Origin of the sequence: Fontibacillus forbon (assembly GCF_046559655.1) — a bacterium.
GTDB lineage: Bacteria > Bacillota > Bacilli > Paenibacillales > Paenibacillaceae > Fontibacillus.
In genome coordinates this window covers 459,501-478,473 of sequence record NZ_JBKGFV010000001.1, presented here as the reverse complement: position 1 = coordinate 478,473, position 18,973 = coordinate 459,501, and the positions used below count along the sequence as shown (strand labels likewise).

The 18,973-nt window shown below is 49.7% G+C and carries 15 protein-coding genes, 2 tRNA genes and 1 pseudogene; 5 read left to right on the top strand and 13 right to left on the bottom strand.

The window, feature by feature from the left end:
• Nucleotides 1-11: 11 nt before the first annotated feature.
• On the bottom strand, nucleotides 12-482 hold the full coding sequence (locus ACLB09_RS02040; protein ID WP_410768086.1) for a DinB family protein: 471 nt from the start codon (nucleotides 480-482) through the stop codon (nucleotides 12-14).
• 284 nt (nucleotides 483-766) lie between these two features.
• Here ACLB09_RS02040 and ACLB09_RS02035 point away from each other — a divergent pair, with 284 nt between their 5' ends.
• The 4 genes from ACLB09_RS02035 (at nucleotide 767) to ACLB09_RS02020 (ending at nucleotide 2,933) form a co-directional block, all read left to right on the top strand.
• Nucleotides 767-934 carry an aspartyl-phosphate phosphatase Spo0E family protein gene (locus ACLB09_RS02035; RefSeq protein WP_410768085.1) on the top strand — a complete coding sequence of 56 codons (168 nt, stop codon included), beginning with the start codon at nucleotides 767-769 and terminating at the stop codon, nucleotides 932-934.
• A gap of 174 nt (nucleotides 935-1,108) precedes the next feature.
• A complete protein-coding gene (locus tag ACLB09_RS02030) occupies nucleotides 1,109-1,780 on the top strand; it encodes an SOS response-associated peptidase (protein ID WP_410768084.1) in 672 nt (223 codons plus the stop codon).
• Between the two features lie 158 nt (nucleotides 1,781-1,938).
• The gene (locus tag ACLB09_RS02025) at nucleotides 1,939-2,391 is read left to right on the top strand and encodes a MarR family winged helix-turn-helix transcriptional regulator (RefSeq protein WP_410768083.1); all 453 of its coding nucleotides are present in this window, start codon (nucleotides 1,939-1,941) and stop codon (nucleotides 2,389-2,391) included.
• 23 nt (nucleotides 2,392-2,414) lie between these two features.
• The gene (locus tag ACLB09_RS02020; protein WP_410768082.1) at nucleotides 2,415-2,933 is read left to right on the top strand and encodes a GNAT family N-acetyltransferase; all 519 of its coding nucleotides are present in this window, start codon (nucleotides 2,415-2,417) and stop codon (nucleotides 2,931-2,933) included.
• Between the two features lie 650 nt (nucleotides 2,934-3,583).
• On the opposite strand, the pseudogene ACLB09_RS02015 reads toward ACLB09_RS02020, so the two are convergent.
• The 9 genes and pseudogenes from ACLB09_RS02015 to ACLB09_RS01975 all read right to left on the bottom strand — a co-directional run bounded on the left by ACLB09_RS02015 (nucleotide 3,584) and on the right by ACLB09_RS01975 (nucleotide 12,387).
• Nucleotides 3,584-4,476 (bottom strand): annotated as a pseudogene (locus tag ACLB09_RS02015) (RCC1 domain-containing protein).
• Between the two features lie 119 nt (nucleotides 4,477-4,595).
• A tRNA-Ile gene (locus ACLB09_RS02010) sits at nucleotides 4,596-4,669 on the bottom strand.
• Between the two features lie 23 nt (nucleotides 4,670-4,692).
• A tRNA-Met gene (locus ACLB09_RS02005) sits at nucleotides 4,693-4,766 on the bottom strand.
• A gap of 56 nt (nucleotides 4,767-4,822) precedes the next feature.
• Nucleotides 4,823-4,987: a hypothetical protein gene (locus ACLB09_RS02000; protein ID WP_181872992.1), complete on the bottom strand. Its 165-nt coding sequence runs from the start codon at nucleotides 4,985-4,987 to the stop codon at nucleotides 4,823-4,825.
• A 104-nt stretch (nucleotides 4,988-5,091) separates the two neighbouring features.
• Nucleotides 5,092-6,603: an ABC transporter substrate-binding protein gene (locus ACLB09_RS01995; protein WP_410768081.1), complete on the bottom strand. Its 1,512-nt coding sequence runs from the start codon at nucleotides 6,601-6,603 to the stop codon at nucleotides 5,092-5,094.
• Complete coding sequence (locus ACLB09_RS01990; protein ID WP_410768975.1) at nucleotides 6,600-7,493, bottom strand: ABC transporter ATP-binding protein; 894 nt, start codon at nucleotides 7,491-7,493, stop codon at nucleotides 6,600-6,602. Before ACLB09_RS01990 ends, ACLB09_RS01995 begins: the two co-directional genes overlap by 4 nt.
• Before the next feature lie 49 nt (nucleotides 7,494-7,542).
• Complete coding sequence (locus ACLB09_RS01985) at nucleotides 7,543-10,482, bottom strand: ABC transporter permease (RefSeq protein WP_410768080.1); 2,940 nt, start codon at nucleotides 10,480-10,482, stop codon at nucleotides 7,543-7,545.
• Nucleotides 10,482-11,582 (bottom strand): efflux RND transporter periplasmic adaptor subunit, encoded by a 1,101-nt coding sequence (locus ACLB09_RS01980; RefSeq protein WP_410768079.1) that lies wholly within the window; start codon nucleotides 11,580-11,582, stop codon nucleotides 10,482-10,484. Before ACLB09_RS01980 ends, ACLB09_RS01985 begins: the two co-directional genes overlap by 1 nt.
• Nucleotides 11,545-12,387, bottom strand: a complete 843-nt coding sequence (locus tag ACLB09_RS01975) for an ABC transporter ATP-binding protein (protein ID WP_410768078.1) — start codon at nucleotides 12,385-12,387, stop codon at nucleotides 11,545-11,547. The genes ACLB09_RS01980 and ACLB09_RS01975 overlap by 38 nt, the downstream gene beginning before the upstream one ends.
• 192 nt (nucleotides 12,388-12,579) lie before the next feature.
• Between ACLB09_RS01975 and ACLB09_RS01970 the strand changes: the two genes are divergently transcribed.
• A complete protein-coding gene (locus ACLB09_RS01970) occupies nucleotides 12,580-14,232 on the top strand; it encodes an S-layer homology domain-containing protein (protein WP_410768974.1) in 1,653 nt (550 codons plus the stop codon).
• A 71-nt stretch (nucleotides 14,233-14,303) separates the two neighbouring features.
• On the opposite strand, the gene pyrE is transcribed toward ACLB09_RS01970, so the two are convergent.
• From pyrE to carB, 3 genes are all read right to left on the bottom strand, one after another.
• Entirely contained in the window at nucleotides 14,304-14,945 is a 642-nt protein-coding gene (gene pyrE / locus ACLB09_RS01965) for an orotate phosphoribosyltransferase (RefSeq protein ID WP_410768077.1), read from the bottom strand.
• Entirely contained in the window at nucleotides 14,942-15,679 is a 738-nt protein-coding gene (pyrF, locus tag ACLB09_RS01960) for an orotidine-5'-phosphate decarboxylase (protein WP_410768076.1), read from the bottom strand. Before pyrF ends, pyrE begins: the two co-directional genes overlap by 4 nt.
• 81 nt (nucleotides 15,680-15,760) lie before the next feature.
• Nucleotides 15,761-18,973 (bottom strand): carbamoyl-phosphate synthase large subunit, encoded by a 3,213-nt coding sequence (gene carB, locus ACLB09_RS01955; protein ID WP_410768075.1) that lies wholly within the window; start codon nucleotides 18,971-18,973, stop codon nucleotides 15,761-15,763.

The window sequence follows — 18,973 nt, the reverse complement described above, 5'->3', positions numbered from 1 at the left end:
TGTTGTTGATATTAATCCCAAACTCTGGGGCGTGTTATTTCTGCTGTTCTTAAATAGTCCAGCAGCTGACCCGTGTGGACGGATTCATGATAAGCTATGCGCAGTAACATATCACCCAAGGAACGAATATACCCCGCATCGCTCCGGTCTATTTTTATCAGGGATAAATCCTCTTGAGAAAAAGACTTAACCGTATCGATAAATTGTCTTCTATACGGTTCAGCAAACGCCAACTCCTCCTGAACCGTCGTAAATTCCCGATCCTCGAATGGTGACTCATAAGAAGATAAACTGCCGCGATGAAGTAAAGCCAAATGGTAGTAATGTTCACTGTCCAACACATGGCGAATCATTTCTTTCATGCTCAGGGCTTCCGAATCGGGCTTCCAATCCAGCTTTTCCCCGGGAATGCCTAACCACACTTTGACGCTTCTGCGTCTAATCTCCTCAAAATTCAAAACAATAAGTTCAAGTGCGTTCATGATAGCGTTACTCGTCCCTTCTTCTACGTTGTTGAAAATAATTATAAGGTTGGAATCTTGTCGAAACAACATCGGGTTTTGCTTCTTTTGGAATCTAAGATCAATGATCTGTCCCCTTCTTCTATGGATAAAAGAGGGCTTTGCAGGAAAAAAGTGCTATTTTATCGAATTTTGTAATACCACTTTAGTCTGGTGCGGACAGTTCTTTAGTGGGATCCGCATAACGGTCGCCAGTGCACAGCGGACGTATTCACATAGATACTCGATTTTCAGGAGTGTCCGCTTTGGAATTAAAACGCAAAATTGAAGAACTTCGAGCCGAACTAAACAAATATGCTATGTATAGTCGTTTAGCGGATCAGAAGTTGGTGGAGTTAAGTCAGAAACTTGATCGGTTACTGAACGAGTTTCAAGAAGTCAAAGAAACGCTAAATCGTCAAAAAGAAAAATAAGTCTAGGGAGCCGTGAAAACGGCTCCTTAATAGAAAGGGCCCTCGTGCTAGCCAATTTTCAAATTTAAACGTTCTCCGCCACGCAATAAAGTACCCTCAATTAGTAAAGAGGTATTAATATTCTCGAATTTTATGGTTTACAATATTGATATTAAACTTTTGAGGAGCCCTGATATGTGCGGACGATATACAATCACAGTCACATTGGACGAATTGATGCTAAGGTACCTTGTTTACGAATCGACCATCACCGATTTTCGCCCAAAGTATAATGTTGCTCCTATGCAGTTTATACCTGCAATAGTTCAAAGCACAAGCGGAAACCGTTTAGGAGAACTCCGCTGGGGACTTGTCCCCTCTTGGGCTAAGGACGATAAAATCGGCAGCAAAATGATTAATGCCCGGGCCGAAACATTAACGGAAAAACCTGCATTTCAACGGCTCTTGGCGTCTCGCCGATGCATTATTCCTGCGGACGGGTTCTATGAGTGGAAACGGGACGGCAACCATAAACAACCCTACAGAATCCAGCTGCGCGATGGGGACATTTTCTCGTTCGCGGGCCTATTCGATATCTGGAGCGATCAACAGGGAAACAAGATACCTACCTGCACGATCATTACCACGGAACCCAACAGTCTTATGGCAAATATTCACAATCGCATGCCAGTCATTCTTCATCAAGAGGATGAGACGGAGTGGCTTGATCGCGCAAACACGGAAATCCCCGTGCTAACGAAATTGCTAAAACCCTACGATGCGAATAAGATGAGAGCTTACCGGGTGACGACTGCGGTAGGGAATGTGAGAAACGATACTAAAGAATTAATTGAGGAAATAGGGTAAGCAGTCGCAAAGAATTTCCCAATCCTTAAAAACATATCTCACTTTACTCGGCCTCATTACCGCAATTTTTTTGTTGCAAATACAACAAATGTTTGATTAAATTTAATACATACTATTTTTGTAGCATTTGCAACGAAAAATATGTTAAGGGGTTAGTTATGATGGAAATTCTTCGTGAAATTGGCATGATCGCAAGAGCATTAGATTCTATAAGTAATATAGAATTTAAAGATCATGACCTTACTAAAGGGCAGTATTTGTACCTTGTGCGAATATGTGAACACCCGGGAATCATTCAAGAAAAGTTAGCTGAGATGGTAAAAGTAGATCGAACAACAGCTGCTCGAGCTATAAAAAAACTAGAAATTAACGGTTTTATTGAAAAGAAAGAAGATAAGCATAACAAAAAAATCAAGAAACTCTTTCCGACAGAAAAAGGAGAAAGCGTCTATCCTTTTATAATAAGAGAAAATGATTACTCCAATATTGTCTCCTTAAAGGGATTATCCGAAAGCGAAGTAGAAACCCTTTTTAGTCTTCTTCAAAGAGTAAGAAAAAATATTGAAAAGGACTGGGACTTTGTAAAGAAGGGAAACAAGAGAAATTATTGACCACAAAGGAGCTGCAAATTTATATGATTATAAACCTAAAAAAGTGTATCCCTGAAGATTTACACGAACTTCAAGAAATGAGTTATGAAACATTTATGGAGACATTTAAGCATCAGAATTCACCCGAAAATATGAATGCTTATTTGGAAAAAGCGTTTAACTTAAACCAATTAGAAAAAGAATTATCCAATATCTCCTCGAAATTCTTTTTTGTTTATTTTGATAATGAAGCAGCCGGATATTTAAAGGTCAACACCCATGATGCTCAGTCTGAAGATATGGGCGATGAATCCCTTGAAATTGAGAGGATTTATATCAAACACAAATTTCAAAAACATGGGCTGGGCAAATACCTGCTAAATAAAGCGGTGGAAATTGCGATGGAATGTAGTAAAAAGAAGATCTGGTTAGGCGTATGGGAAAAAAACGAAAATGCTATAGCTTTCTATAAGAAAATGGGATTTGTTCAAACTGGAGCGCACTCTTTTTATATGGGTGATGAAGAACAAACGGACTTGATAATGAGTAAATCACTCCTATAGCGGCTAGGCTTGGATAAACGAACCCTCACGGGTTAGCGACTTTACGCGCTCCATTTGGCTTACACAAACAACTGCAGGCACCATGCCCGGTGTTTGGTTTCAGTTGTTATATGAAATTCATCTCTTACAGGAAGACTTTCCAGATCCTTAGAAGCTTCGTCCTTCTTCTAAAAAAACGACTTCATTCCTATACACTTGGTAAAGATAATGCTTAGCTTCACCTTCCCAAATCTGATATGATTTAGTAAATCGCATTCATTGAGAGGTGGTCATAAATGAAGTTTGGAAGACTCAAATCGGAAAGATTTGCCAACACCCTCACTTGGCTTTCTGAAGCTTTGTTTTATCTCCCTAGGTTGATCATTAAAATGTTCACCTAAATATATCATTGATCGGGAGCCGATCCCTGACTTCTTTTGACAATAATACTTTGGAGGTCCAGAAAAGTTTTCGCTTGGGAGGGATTCTTATTACTATTATTTGGCAGAATATTGTAGTGCAACTTTTAGTAATAGTTGCTCTAATAGGATTATGTATAATTATTGTCAGAAAGAAAACACAAAGTAGAAAAAAATGAAATAACTATATGGCACTAGTTGCTATATAGTTATGCTAATCGATACCAATACTCTTCATGAAGTGACCGTAAGCTAATTGCCGGGCAGTTGGATGCCACTCCAGCCGCTTACATTGCATTGGCTATATTTATTATCCCCTACAGCTACCACCGTACCGTCCGATTTAAGTCCGAGAGTATGAGCGCAACCCGCCGCTACCGCTACAATATCGCGCCAGCCGTTTACATTGCATTGGCCATGCTCATTCCAACCCACAGCCGTCACCGTGCCATCCGATTTAAGCCCGATGGTATGATGACTACCCGCCGCTATCGCAACAATATCGATCCAGCCGCTTATATCGCATTGGTCATGCTTATTCAACCCCACAGCAGTAACCGTGCCGTCCGATTTAAGACCGACGGTATGAAGGTAACCTGCCGCTGCCTCCATTATGTCGCTCCAACTGCTTACATTGCGTTGGCCATATCGATTATTACCCACAGCCGCCACCGTACCGTCCGATTTAAGTCCGACGGTATGCCAGTCACCCGCCGCTACCGCCACCATATCACTCCAGCCGCTTACATTGCATTGGCCCTCATTATTCCGGCCCACCGCCACCACCGTGCCATCCGATTTAAGCCCGACGGTACGGCGCCAACCTGCCGCTACAGCAACAATATCGCACCAGCTGCTTACATCGCATTGATCATGCTTGTTCCAACCCATAGCCGCCACCGTACTGTCCGATTTAAGCCCGACGGTATGGGTATTACCCGTATGAGCATCCCCCCCCCCCCCCCCGCAACCGCCACAATATCGTGCCAGCCGCTTACATCGCATTGGCCATATTTATTATCCCCCACAGCAACCACCGTGCCGTCCGATTTAAGACCGATGGTATGCCTATAACCCGCCGCTATGATATTTTTAGGCCACCATTTCAACTTTAGCTCTGCTTCATTGGGTGAAATGTAATCCATGTTTACCTCCTTAAAAACAATAGGTTTCAGATTTCTTCATTAGCATTCCGAATTCAATACGACCCTATCAACCCCAAACATAGCAAAAAACCCTTGCTAGGCAAGGGTTTACGCATGAATGGGCCCTGAGGGACTTGAACCCCCGACCAATCGGTTATGAGCCGACCGCTCTAACCAACTGAGCTAAGGGCCCGGATACCAGGAGACAAAAAAAGATTGCGGGGGCAGGATTTGAACCTGCGGCCTTCGGGTTATGAGCCCGACGAGCTACCGGGCTGCTCCACCCCGCGTCAGTAAATAGCGACAATTAATAATATACACGATATTGGTATGTCTCGTCAAGGGCTCAGGGGATAAATCTTACGCCATATTTTCCTCTCCGGGAACGGAAGATTTCGATGACCCTCATTTCATCGAATCCGTAAATCCAGCCGTCATGCTCCAATCTCCTGGCCAGGCAACCTGCTTGAAATTTGGTGCGGTACAATTTATTAAAATAGACCCAGCGCATCCACTATAACTCCTTTCTTCGTTATGTGTATATTCTCCACCTTACCTATAGATTACCCAATAACGCGCAAAAAAAGCCGCCGATTTTCATCGGCGGCTTGATTGTTAATATTTAACTCCCCCGTTGACACCCTCTTCAGGAACGAACGGCGTACCGTCCTCCTGGAATTGTGTTTTCGGGTTGATCTTGATTTCCTGAAGCATTTTATTCCCCTTCTCTGCCCATTCATTGAGCGCTTCCTCAGGGGTTTTCTTGTTCTCCAGGACTTGTTGGAAGAAATTCCGTCCAATATTGTTTACGCTGTACAAACCAGGCTTATCAACCATCAATTTGTCGTCCTTCGGATTGGTTGGCGGGAATGGTTTGAGCAAATAGAACGCCTGGATGTTATAAGTCAACCCTTGCTTTGGCTCGATGAAAGACTTCCGCGATACCATTTCATAGCTATTGCTGCGGGATTTCAGCTTCGCAAAATCGGGACCGTTAACGAATTTAATGAATTCCCAAGCCGTATCCGCATTCGGTGCGCTGCTGTTGATCGAGAACGTATTGTTCAGATAAACGTTACCGCCCACATCCGGTTTTTCTGGATGAACCGGAACGGTTACTACATCCCAATCCACGGGAGTGAAGTTTTTAATTTTGGAGGCATTATTATTGGCATCCGCGATTTCGTTCACATAATTGCTCTCGCCGATCGTCATGGCAACTTTTCCGGAAAGGAACAAATCGCTGCTGACAGCAGTCCAGGTATCGTTATTATTCATATTGGTGGTACTGTCCGGAATGATTTTGTCCTTAGCCAGCTTACTCATCGTCTCCCATACTTTCACCCATTGCGGCGAACTCACGGTCATATTTTCAGCTTTTTCATCAAATGTCTTGAGCTGCAGGCCGTTAATGTAAGAATATTGCATATCCCAGAAAGGATCGCTACCCATGTAACGGTTAAAGGAAAAGCCGTATACCCTGTCCTTGCCTTCACCTTTAGCTACAAGCCGGGCCTTAGCAAAAATATCATCCCAGGTCGACTTGTCGGTTGGCGGTTCCACGCCGGCGTCCGTGAAAATCTTCTTGTTGAAGTACAGCGCCGAGGAAGAGAAGGAAGGCGCCAAAGCGTACAGGTTTCCTTCGCCCAAATCTTTAAGCCCATCGATTACCGAAGGAACAAAATCGGTAGTATCGAATTTGTCCTCCTGAATCATTGGATCCAACTGCTTTAACAGATTTTCTTGAATAAGCTGCTTCAGCGTGCCCGTATCAGCAATTACGATATCGACGGGGTTGCTTCCCGTCATCAGTTTTTTCATGCTTTCCACGTAATCGGGCTGCACATACGGTTCAGTCCCGTCGTTATATCTATATTGGTTCTGATCGATGGCAGGCACGATTTCGATTTTAATATTTTGATTCGTGTATTCAAAAATATCCGTGTATTGTTGCCGGAACCAGGAATCGTCGCCGCCTCCGTACATCATCCCGATCCGGAGCACTTTCTCCTCATTTTTATCCGATGCCTTGCTTCCGTTACATCCTGCCAGCAGCCCCAATGCCAGAGTGGCTACCAGAGAAACCGTTAAAACTTTACGCAGCTTCCCAAATCCGTTCTTCCTCATGATTTATCCCCCTCCAAAGATTTCGGTGCTGTAATGACGATTTTCTCCCCGTCAAATTCCATGCTTGCGCGTCCCCCAATGCCAACGGCCTCCAGATATTCTTTGGGCACCTGAAGCCTCCCGACCCGGTCAACCACGACAAACGCCTCGTGCACTTCCTGCAATCCTCCATTCCCAAACCCGGGATCCCCGGACGCAAGATCCAAATTCGGATTTCGCTTCACGAATTCAGTACTCGTTAAACCATCACGGATGGCAACGACGCGGTCTACCTTTCCGGCAAGCGTAAGGTCATGGGTAACGATCACGATCGTTATGCCAAGTTCCTTATTGACCTTTCGAAAGATCGACATGATCTGGTCGGAAGTAGCCGTATCCACCGACCCTGTAGGTTCGTCGGCCAGCAGCATTTTCGGGCGGTTGGACAGCGAGATCGCTATCGCGACCCGCTGCTGTTCCCCACCCGAAAGCTGATGCAGCTTGTTGTGCATCCGGTCTTTCAATCCGACCCATTCGAGCAATTGTTTAGCATAGGCACGGTCGAGTTTGCCCGCCAGCAGCATGGGCATCTCGACGTTTTCCAGCGCCGACAAATAGGGCAGCAGATTGCGGGCATTGTTCTGCCACACAAAACCTACGGTATTGCGTTTGTATTCCACAAGCTGGTCATCGCGGATTTTGAGCAAATCCCAGCCTCCGACGTTGACCTGACCGGCGGATGGCCGGTCAAGGCCGCCCAGCATGTTCAGCAGCGTCGATTTGCCGCTGCCGCTGTTGCCGATGATCGCCATCATCTCGCCCTGTTGTACCGTCAAATTCAAACCCTGGAGCGCGACAACCTCGATGTCTTCCGATTTAAAAATTTTTACGAGTCCTTCGCAGTTAATCATATATCCGGTTGAGTTTTCGCCGGAACTTTCATTCATGTTGTCACTCATCTTACCGCTCCTCCCCCATCTTCACGGCCTGATGAACACGCAGACGCCTAATTTGCCAGAAGAGCAGGCCGGCTCCCATGATCAGCATGACCAGCACGACCACATACAGCTTCATCGTATCCGAAGAGTTAAAGATGATGCGGAACGGCGGTACTTGGGTCGTGACGTTGTCCGTCGTTTGCAAAAATGGAAGGTACAACTTGCCGGCCACTTTACCGATGACAATCCCGAGAATAATGGATAGCCCCGCTGTCAGGATCTGCTCCGTCAAGAGCATGAAAGTCAATTGCTTCCGGGATAATCCCATTGCGCGAAGAATCCCGAATTGCACGACTCTGCCTGAAAGATTAAAGAACCAGTACAACACATAGCCAATCAAAGAAACGATAACCGAGACGATGAATCCAAGACTAAGAATCCCGAACACGCCGCCCCGAGTCGGGTGCTTGCTTTGAGCAGCCAGCTCGCTGCGGACGTCCTTAACGGAATACAAGTCGATTCCTTGCTCGCTCAATTTGGTAACAAGCGGAGCCACCTTCGCCTCCGGTTTCATCTTCAGCCAGACTTCGTAAGGAGTTAGCGGCGATTGATCATAAATGTAATCCAGATTTGCGATAATAAACGGCTTCTCGTCAGGATACTGGCTCGGCCAGTACGGCAAGATTCCGTAAACCGCAAATTCCAGCGAAGCTTCCCCTAAAGAGACCGTGAACACATCTCCGGGCTTGAGTTTATATTTTTCCGCCATATTAGACGGCACCAGAGCCGCGCTTTCGTTCATCCCTAGCAGATTCAAATACTGATAAGGATGTGCGGGAAACAAATCGTTCCGGAACCAGGCAACCTTGGAAAAATCGACGTTGTCGATCCCCATCAGATTCCCCTGGCCCGCCGAGCGGCCGGAAATAATAATGTTGCCTTTGGTTTGCAGCACGCGTGCGGCATGTTCCACGCCTTCAAGCTTACGGAACACCTCAAACGGCGGCTCCGAGTAGATCAATTTGGTTGGCTGCTGCCCGCCGCCTTGACCGCCACCCTGCCCGCCGCCACCGCCTTGGCCGCCACCCTGCCCGCCGCCACCGCCTTGGCCGCCACCCTGGCCGCCTCCGGACCCTCCTTGGCCTCCGCCTGCGCCGCCCTGCCCCGAACCCCCTTGCTGAGGATTCTTGGACATCTCGGGAGTAGCTTCCCAGACAGTCTGCATGACTACATCGGCCCCGTATTTGTACAAGGTACGTTCCGTCGAGTTCAAATCGATCGTCCGGGCAGCGGAAGCATTGTAAACTCCGAGTCCCAATGTCAGAACCAGAAGGATCATTAACGGATAATAGGATGATGCCGAACGAGACAATTGCGTCAGACTCAAATAATACGGTACCGGCAGCCATTTCTTGCCGATCCAGCCGATCAGTTTCAGAATCCACGGGAAGACGCGCAAGAAGAACAGGCCGATCGAGAAAATGGCCAGCGCCGGCACGAAGAAGAGAAACGGCTGCACCTGCAGCTCATCCGTGGTCATCCCGGTCTGGAACGTAAGCATCTGACGTTCATAGAACAAATAATAACCGTAACCCGCTATGCCCATCAGCACGATATCGATAAACCATTTCTGCCACCCCGGGCGTTGGTCGGAACGGGCCTGCTTCTGCTTCGCGTTAACAATAGAGGCCCGCGCATAGGATATCGCCGGCAGCAAGGTAGCAAGGATCGCGATAATGACAGCTGCGGCACCCAAAAGGAAAGCATCCGTATTAAAACCAACCGGAATGGACTTCCGATTGACGAAAGCCAGGAACCCGTCGGCGGAGCCGATGCTTTTCGACATGAACCATCCAAGCAAAGGACCGGCTACCAGGGAAATAACCCCCAGAATTAATCCCTCAAGCAGATAGATGAAAATAATTTGCTTAGTGGAAGCCCCCCTGCTTCGCAGGACGGCAATATCGCTCTGTTGTTTGTCGAGCGACTGGCGGGCATTCATGACAATAAAATAGAACACCATTGCAATCATCGGTGCCGCCAGCGTAAACAACAGCGTCTGCATTTGCAGACTTTGCTTCCGGAAATCGTTCAGCAGGCTGCCGAACGAAATGTCCACTTTCGTATCCTTCAGCTTTTGATACAACTCGATATTCAGCCGATCCAGCGTGCTGGATAACGAGTTAAGCTGGCTGGTCTTGATTTCGCGCAGATCGAATGCATAATACCAGCTTGAATTGTGCAACGGGATGTTCAATTGCTTCAAAAGGCCGTCGTTAAATGCCGCTTCATTGACATAAAAAGTGTTCATCATGCCTTCCAGGCCTTGATACCAATAAGCATCGGTATCGTCCAACGGCTGGAATGCCCCGACGATTTTCACTTTAAGCGTGACGTCCACGCCGCTGTATACCGGGTATTCCATCACGTCGCCGACATGCAAGTCCTGGCGGTACATCGCTTCTTCCAGCATCATCGCTTCAATCATGGTTCCGTCGGCTTTATCCGAGAACAATTGACCGCCCGTCACGGAGACATGTTCCTTCAGACCGCTCATGGAGGAGATGCCCATCGCTCTCGTCCGGCTGGCGTCAACCTTGGTAGGATCTTCAGGATAAACTTCCGTTCCGCGAATGGAACGGGTATTTACATAGCTTTGATAAGGAAAGCCGATCTCTTTCGGTACGCCATCAACAATATATTGATTCACGGCTTCAAGTCCGGCCAGATCGGTTTTGGCACCCCCCGGCGCTTGATAGCTCATCACGAGTGAGCCTGCCGGCAAGCCTTCGCTCTCCGCTTTCAATGTACTGGAAACGACCCGTTTCAACGCGCCGTCCGAATACATCGGAATGCTGACCGTAAACGAAACCGCAACGATCAGACCGAGCAAGGTGCTGAGCGTCAGCCACTTGGTGTTCCACATTTTGCGGAACAATAACCGTAATAAAGGAACACCCATTAGCGACCCACTACTTTCTGCCCCGGCGAAAGCCCTTTAAGGATTTCAACGTCCGTCGAGGTTTGCAGACCAACCTCCACGTCGGCTTCGCGCTTCGTTCCGTCCTCTTCAATGACCTGTACATAAGTACGCGATCCAATGGAACGGAGGGCGGAGATCGGAATCAACACGGCGTTTTCTTTCCGTTGAGTCACGATGGATACACTGAGCTGGCGACCGCGTTCAACATCCTTCGGCCACTTATCCAGCGACACGATCAAATACTTGTCGATCGAGTCTTTTTCCGGAGGAGTACCCGTTCCGTTGCCTCCGCCGTTACCGTTATCGGAAGTACTACTTGCCACCGGCATTACTTTCACCTTGCCGTCAAACGTTCCCGCCGCATTGATATCCACTTTCGCCTTCATGCCGACGGAAATTTTCTCGAGATCTTCCTTGGCAAATGAAGCGGCTACGACCAGAGAAGAAGTATCAGAAATAATGCCGAGCGATTCATAAGCCTTCACGGTGCCGCCCTTTTGGGCGCTCATCGATACGATCGTTCCCGCAAACGGCGCCTTCAGCGTGCCGTCGGCGATTTTTTGCTCCAGATCGACCAGTTCCTGCCGCTGCTCCTCAAACACGATGGATGCTTTTTCAAAATCAATCTCGCTCATCTCATCCTTTGTTCGCAGCGTTTCTTTCATCGTAAGTTCCTGCTGGCGGAAATCGAGGCGCTTCTTGCGCAGATCCTTCTGCAAGTCCTTCACGTCGAGAACCACGAGAACATCGCCCTGAGCGACTTTGTCCCCGGCTTTCACCTTGACCTCTTTAATATGAAGCCCGTCTTCCGTAAAATAAAGCGGCTCCTCCCGCTGGCTCATCATCTTGCCTACGGCGCTGACTCTAAGCTCGATCGTCTCCGAGCGCACTTCGTACTCCGGTTTCTTCGAGATGGTAGGTGGCGTAATGACCGGCAGAACCTCTTCCTCATCTTCGTTCGGAAGCAATCCGCAGCCAGTCGTTGCAACGATAGCTAGGCATAAAGTTAATAGTCCCAGACTCCGTCTAATCCCCCCTTTCCTACCCGATAAATTTTCCATCCACCATTTCGTAAACATGGTCTGCTACCTCCAGGATTGTAGGATCGTGAGTAGTCATACAAATCGTCATTTGCTCCGTATGTATGATATTTTTGAATACTGCCATGACCTGCGCTCCCATTTGGGAATCCAGGTTGGCTGTCGGCTCATCCGCCAATAACAATTTGGGCCGGTGCGCAATCGCCTTGGCAATTGCCACCCGCTGCTGCTCGCCCCCCGAGAGCTCGAACGGGCGGTGGAACATCCGCTTGCCGAGGCCGACAAGCTCCATACAATGGGTCACACGCCGCTTCCATTCCTGCGGAGGAACTCCGGCCATCCGCAGAGACAGTTCGACATTTTCCCAGGCCGACAACAGCGGCAGTAAAGCGTAAGCCTGAAAAATAAAGCCGATCTCGTTCCGGCGGAGCAAGGTACGTTTGTCATCGTTCAATTGATGCAGCCCCTGACCCCGGAACAAAATTTCGCCCGACGAAGGCTGGTCCAGCCCTCCCAGCATGTTCAGCAGAGTCGTTTTCCCCGACCCGGATCTCCCCTTCAGCATGACCAGTTGGCCGGGATTGACCTCCATATTAATGCCTTTCAGTACGTGAATTTCTCCGCCGCCCACGGGAAAAGTGCGGTGCACTTCCCTCACGCTCAAAATAGGACCTTTCTCCATTTCCCGCACTTCAATCGGAACAGGTTCAGGAAGGGAGGCGCCGTCCAAAAGTTCTTCTGTTATCGGTTCTGCCTCTGCGGCCCCGGCCTCGCCCGCTGCCGCGGTTTCGGAAGGCGCTGCAGCTTCTTCAGGTTTTACTGGTTTGCGAAGCCATCGCATCATCTTGTATCGGTCTCCTAAGTATCATATTGTTGCTGCCCCAAAACGGTAAGTGCCTGACGGAACCGTCTCATCCCTGCTCCGCCACGTCTTCACGTCTTGCATTATAAACGAAAATTCATACCAAAAAGTTACAAGAAATTTTACGATATTGATATTTTTATTTCCATAATTTTAGCACTGATGGAATCTAGTATATTTGTTAGTATTACGAGGATTGCTATTATTTATGGAAAAGAGGGGAACGTTATCAAACCTGTAAAGACAGCCCTTCTCGTACTTACCTTACTAACCTCGGCGATCATTCAGCCGATAACATATGTTTCCGGTAAGGAGTTGCCTTTTAAAGATATTGAATCAAGCTATGCCAAAGAAGCTATTATCCGGCTAAATAGTAAGCAGATTATGAATGGTACTTCGGAATTTCTGTTTTCGCCGGCCAAGCCGATTACCCGTGCCGAATTTTTCATTACGATAAATCGCATGCTGGGACTGGAATCCGTTGCTTCATCGGTTCCCGCCTACAGGGATGTACGTAAAAGTCATTGGTTTTATTCCGGAGTTCAGGCACAGACCGAGCTCGGATTGACCGAAGGAAAAGGGGATGGCACTTTTGCTCCTTTTCAATCCGTAACAAGGCAGGAAGCGGCGGTATGGATCATTCGTATTTTAAATGAGCGGACCGGAGGCTCCGGACCTATAGATGAATATCAGGATGATGCCTCGATCGCCATTTGGGCCCGCCCCTATGTTTCCGCGATAACCGATCTCGGTCTTATGGAGGGAAGTTCAGAACGGTTTAACCCGAACCGTTCTTTGACAAGGCAGGAAACCGCGGTGATTCTGGACCGTCTGCTTCAGAACGACAACTGGTCGCGTAAGCTCACGGCAAAAACTGCTCCAGGCATCCAGATGGGATGGCAATTCGGTCAAACCGATGAGCAGTATAAACGGTCGGTCCTGAAGTCGAATGTGAATGTGCTTTCGCCAAGATGGTTTTTCTTAAATAAGGACGGGAGTATTTCCGATCACAGTGAACCCACTCTGGCGACATGGGCCAAACAAAACGGGAAACAGGTATGGGCGTTGTTCGGCAACCGTTTAAATCAGGAAAATACGCAGATGCTCCTCTCGTCCCCAGAGAAAACAGCTGCGGCGATCACCACAATCGTCAACCTTGCTGTGAAAAATGGAATCCTGGGGATTAATCTGGACTTTGAAAATGTAGCGCCGTCCGATCGCAAAAAATTCACTGCATTTGTCGCTGAGCTTGCGCGTCAGTTGCACGCAAACAAAATGACGTTGTCGGTTGATGTATCGCCGGATCTCAATACTGACTGGACGGATGGCTTTGATTATGCCGCATTGGGCAAAAGTGCCGACTATATCGTTTTGATGGGTTATGACGAGCATTGGTCCGGCGGAAAAGCAGGCTCCGTCTCCTCCTTGCCTTGGGTTCAATACGGACTCGACACTCTGCTGAATGAAGTTCCCGCCTCCAAAGTCATTTTAGGCCTCCCATTGTATGTGCGGGATTGGGAAATCAACAGCAAGGGAGACACCATAAAATCAGAGGACTTGTCCTTGGGAGAACAAATTCAGCGCCTGAACCGTGTGGGCGCCAAGCCGGAATGGAACAACGAGCTCGCTCAATACACGGCAACCTACTACTCTGCTGCCGCACACCGGGTATGGCTTGAAGAATCACGCTCCCTGTCGGAAAAGTACGGGATGGCGAAGAACCGGAACATCGCAGGTTTCGCCTATTGGCATATCGGAGGAGAAACGGCGGAGATTTGGCCCGCCCTGCGCAACGCCGAGAAGTACTCGGCGGTAAAATCGCAATAATCTTCATAAATAAAGAAACAAGCCCGCGGACCATAGGTCCTGCGGGCTTGTTATTTATTAACGGAGCCGGCTCACTTTCCGAACGAAGACGGGTCCTCTCTCCAGGACTTCAACAAGACCAAATCCTCCGGTTTGATCTCGCCGCGCTCGATGGCAACGTCAATTAAAGCGGTGTAGTTGGACAACGTTTGCAGCGGGATCCCGGCTTCTTCGAACCCTTGAACCGCTTTGTCCAGCTGGTAGCTGAAAATCGCCAGCACGGCCAAAGGCTCGGCGCCCGCCTCGCGGACAGCTTGGGCCGCCTTGATCGAGCTGCCCCCGGTCGAGATTAAATCCTCGATGACGATCACTTTTTGCCCCGGCTTGATCAATCCTTCGATTTGATTTTCTTTGCCGTGGCCTTTAGCCTTATCGCGAATGTAAGCCATTGGCAGTCCCAGCTTTTGGGAAACAAATGCTGCATGCGGAATACCCGCCGTCGCGGTTCCTGCAATCACCTCGGCATCCGGGTAGGCTTCGCGGATGACCGCCGCGAAAGAATCGGCAATCAAATCGCGAATGTCCGGATAGGACATCGTCAACCGGTTATCGCAATAAATCGGCGATTTGATGCCGGACGTCCAGGTAAACGGCTGATGCGGGCGAAGCGCCACTGCACCGATATCCAATAAGCGCCCTGCTACTTCATTAGCGATCTTATTTGTATTAATCATGCCTTCATCATCTCCTCAATGATTAGTTCAGCAGCCTTGCGCGGCTGGGGTGAGGCGGTAATCGGGCGGCCGACAACGATGTAGTCCGTTTCCTGACGCATTGCTTCTCCCGGTGTTAATGTACGGGATTGGTCGCCCGCACTGCTCCCCTCCGGACGAATTCCCGGCGTAACCGTGATGAACGATGTCCCGCATCGGCTCTTAATCGCCTGGACTTCCAAGGGAGACGCTACGACGCCATCAAGACCCGCTTCCTGGGTCAAGGCTGCATAGGACAGTACTGACTCTTCAACGCTGCCCGGAATTCCAATTTCCCGGTTAAGCATTTCCTGATTCGTACTCGTTAATTGGGTAACTCCGATCAGAATCGGCTTTTTTAGCGAAGCATCGCTGTCCAGAGCCGACAGTACGCCTTCTTTGGCCGCCGCCATCATCTTCAGCCCACCCGATGCATGTACATTAAACATATCGACGCCAAGGCGGGTAAGGCTGTCCGCCCCGCCTTTTACCGTATTGGGGATGTCATGCAGCTTCAGATCCAGAAATACCGAGTATCCCTTGGCTTTCAGCTCCTTCACAAAATCGGGCCCCGCGGTGTAGTAAAGCTGCATTCCCACCTTCATATAGCATGGGATTCCCTCAAGGTCTTGAATCAGATTCCGGGCTTGTTCCGCCGATGGATAATCCAGGGCGACCATCAGTCGGCCTGCGGCCTGTTCATACGAAAACGCCATTACCTCTCCTCCTATTCATACTTGCGGCTCCGAAGCCGTAAGAGCATCCGGAGCCGCTTATTAACTTTGATGATTACTCAATTACAGCGAAGGCATTGCCTGGGAGGAGAAGTTGATCGTCTCCAGCATGTTCAGCAAGGCGCGAACCGTATCCAGCGAGGTCATGCACACAATTCCGTTCTCCACCGCTTCCCGGCGGATCCGGAAGCCATCGCGCTCCGGCTCCTTGCCTTTGGTCAGCGTGTTGATCACGAAGTGCGCCTCCCCATTGCGGATCAGATCGAGAATGTTCGGCACGCCCTCGGTCAGCTTGTGTACGGTGGTGACATGGATGCCCGCTTCAATCAAAGCAGCCGCCGTTCCTTCGGTAGCAATGATCTTGTAGCCCAGGTTGTAGAACCCGCGCAGCAGTTCAACGGCTTCCTGTTTGTCTTTATCCGCAACCGTAGCGATGATGGCGCCCGTGGAAGGGATTTTCATGCCCGCTCCGATCAGGCCTTTATACAGCGCTTTGGCATATTGCGGATCCCGGCCCATCACTTCGCCGGTAGATTTCATTTCCGGTCCGAGCGTAGGCTCGACGCGGCGGAGCTTGGCGAAGGAGAATACCGGCACTTTCACCGATACCTGTTCGCTTTCCGGCCACAATCCGTCTTCGTAGCCCAACTCTTTCAGCTTCGTGCCGAGGATAGCTTTCGTGGCCACATTGGCCATCGGAATGTTCGTTACTTTGCTTAAGAAAGGAACCGTCCGCGAGGAACGCGGATTCACCTCAATCACATACACTTCGTTTTTGTAAATAACGAACTGGATGTTGACCAAACCGACCGTTTTGAGCTCTTTGGCAATTTTAATCGTAATATCGACGATCTTATCCTTCAACTCGTCTGACAGATATTGTGGAGGATATACCGCAATCGAGTCGCCGGAGTGAACCCCGGCCCGTTCGACATGCTCCATGATGCCCGGAATGAGCACCGTTTCGCCGTCGCAGATCGCATCGACTTCAACCTCTTTGCCGAGCATGTAGCGGTCGATAAGGACCGGATGCTCCGGATTAATGTTGACGGCCTCTTTCATATATTTCAGGAGTTCATTATCAGAGTAGACGATTTCCATCGCCCGTCCGCCAAGGACATAGGATGGCCGTACCAATACCGGGTAGCCGAGCGACTGCGCCGTACCTACCGCTTCGTCCACCGAAGTCACGGTGCTGCCCTTCGGCTGGGCGATATTCAGTCTGGAAAGGAGCGCCTCGAACTTCTTCCGGTCCTCCGCCTCGTCGATGCTTTCAAGCGAGGTGCCGAGGATACGTACTCCGGCGGCTTGCAATGGCGCCGCCAGGTTGATGGCCGTCTGACCGCCGAACTGGACAATGACGCCGACCGGATTCTCTTGCTCGATGACGTTCATGACGTCTTCGAAGAAAAGCGGTTCGAAGTACAATCGGTCCGAGGTATTAAAGTCCGTCGACACCGTCTCCGGATTGTTGTTGATGATAACGGCCTCATAGCCGGCCTTTTGGATCGCCCATACCGCATGTACGGTGGAGTAGTCGAATTCGATCCCTTGGCCGATCCGGATCGGACCGGATCCCAGTACAACGATCTTCTCCTTTTCCGTATGGATGACTTCATTTTCCGTCTCATACGTGGAGTAGTAGTAAGGCGTTGAAGCTTCGAACTCCGCCGCGCATGTATCTACCATTTTGTAAACCGGACGAAGCCCTCTCTCCTTGCGGAACAGTGTGACGCTTTGCTCGGTCAGGTGCGTGCTTCCCTTCTGACCGGCGCTCCGCAGCTCGGCGATCGCCCGATCCGTAAAGCCGAGGCGTTTTGCTTCATACAGCGTTTCGAAAGTCAGTTCCGCTTCGGCCGCGATTTTGGTCTCGAATTGGACCAAGCCTTCGATTTTGTCCAGGAACCACCAGTCGATCTGCGTCAGGTCCTGGATTTGCTGCAGGCTGTAGCCGCGGCGGAAAGCTTCGGCCACCAGGAACAAGCGCTCGTCGTCCGCCTTGATCAGACGCTGATCCAACGTTTCCTTGTCGAGTTGGTCCGCGCCTTTCAGATAAAGACGGTGCGTGCCGATCTCCAGCGAACGAACCGCTTTGTGGATCGATTCTTCAAATGTCCGGCCGATGGCCATTACCTCGCCGGTCGCTTTCATTTGCGTGCCCAGCTTGCGGTTGGCGCTGACGAATTTATCGAACGGCCAACGCGGGATTTTGCTTACGATATAGTCAAGAGTCGGTTCGAAGCAGGCGTAAGTCTGCCCGGTTACCGGATTTACGATCTCATCCAGCGTGTAGCCGAGCGCAATCTTGGCTGCCATTTTCGCAATCGGATAGCCGGTTGCTTTGGACGCGAGCGCCGAAGAACGGCTGACCCGCGGATTCACTTCGATGACATAGTACTGGAAGCTTTGCGGATCCAGCGCAAATTGTACGTTGCAGCCGCCTTCGATGTTCAAAGCGCGGATGATTTTGAGCGATGCCGAGCGCAGCATTTGGTACTCCCGGTCGGACAGCGTTTGGCTTGGCGCCACTACGATGCTGTCTCCGGTATGTACGCCGACCGGATCAAAGTTTTCCATGTTGCAGACAACGATGCAGTTGTCATTCGCGTCGCGCATAACTTCATATTCGACTTCCTTCATGCCGGCGATCGACTTTTCGATCAGGCACTGGCCGATCGGACTGTAACGAATCCCCGAAGCCACGGTTTCTTTCAATTCCTCTACCGTGGCGCAAATGCCGCCTCCGGTGCCGCCGAGCGTATAAGCCGGACGGACGATGACCGGGTAGCCGATCTCATCGGCAAAGCTCAGCGCTTCAGCCACCGTCGTAATGATCGTGCTCTCCGGTACCGGCTGTTCCAGCTCCCGCATCAGGTCGCGGAACAGGTCGCGGTCCTCCGCTTTCTCGATCGAAGTGAGCTGCGTTCCGAGCAGCTTCACATTCTCGCGCTCCAATACCCCTGCGCGGGCCAGTTCAACGGCCATATTCAGGCCGGTTTGGCCGCCGAGGGTCGGCAAAAGTCCGTCCGGGCGCTCCTGGCGAATGATTTGCGTAACAAACTCCAGCGTGATCGGTTCGATATATACTTTATCCGCCATATTGGTGTCTGTCATAATCGTAGCCGGGTTACTGTTAATCAGCACCACTTCAACGCCTTCTTCTTTCAGCGCCTGGCAGGCCTGGGTACCGGCGTAGTCAAACTCCGCCGCCTGGCCGATGACGATCGGACCTGACCCAATGACGAGAATTTTCTTGAGTTCTTTGTTGATCGGCAT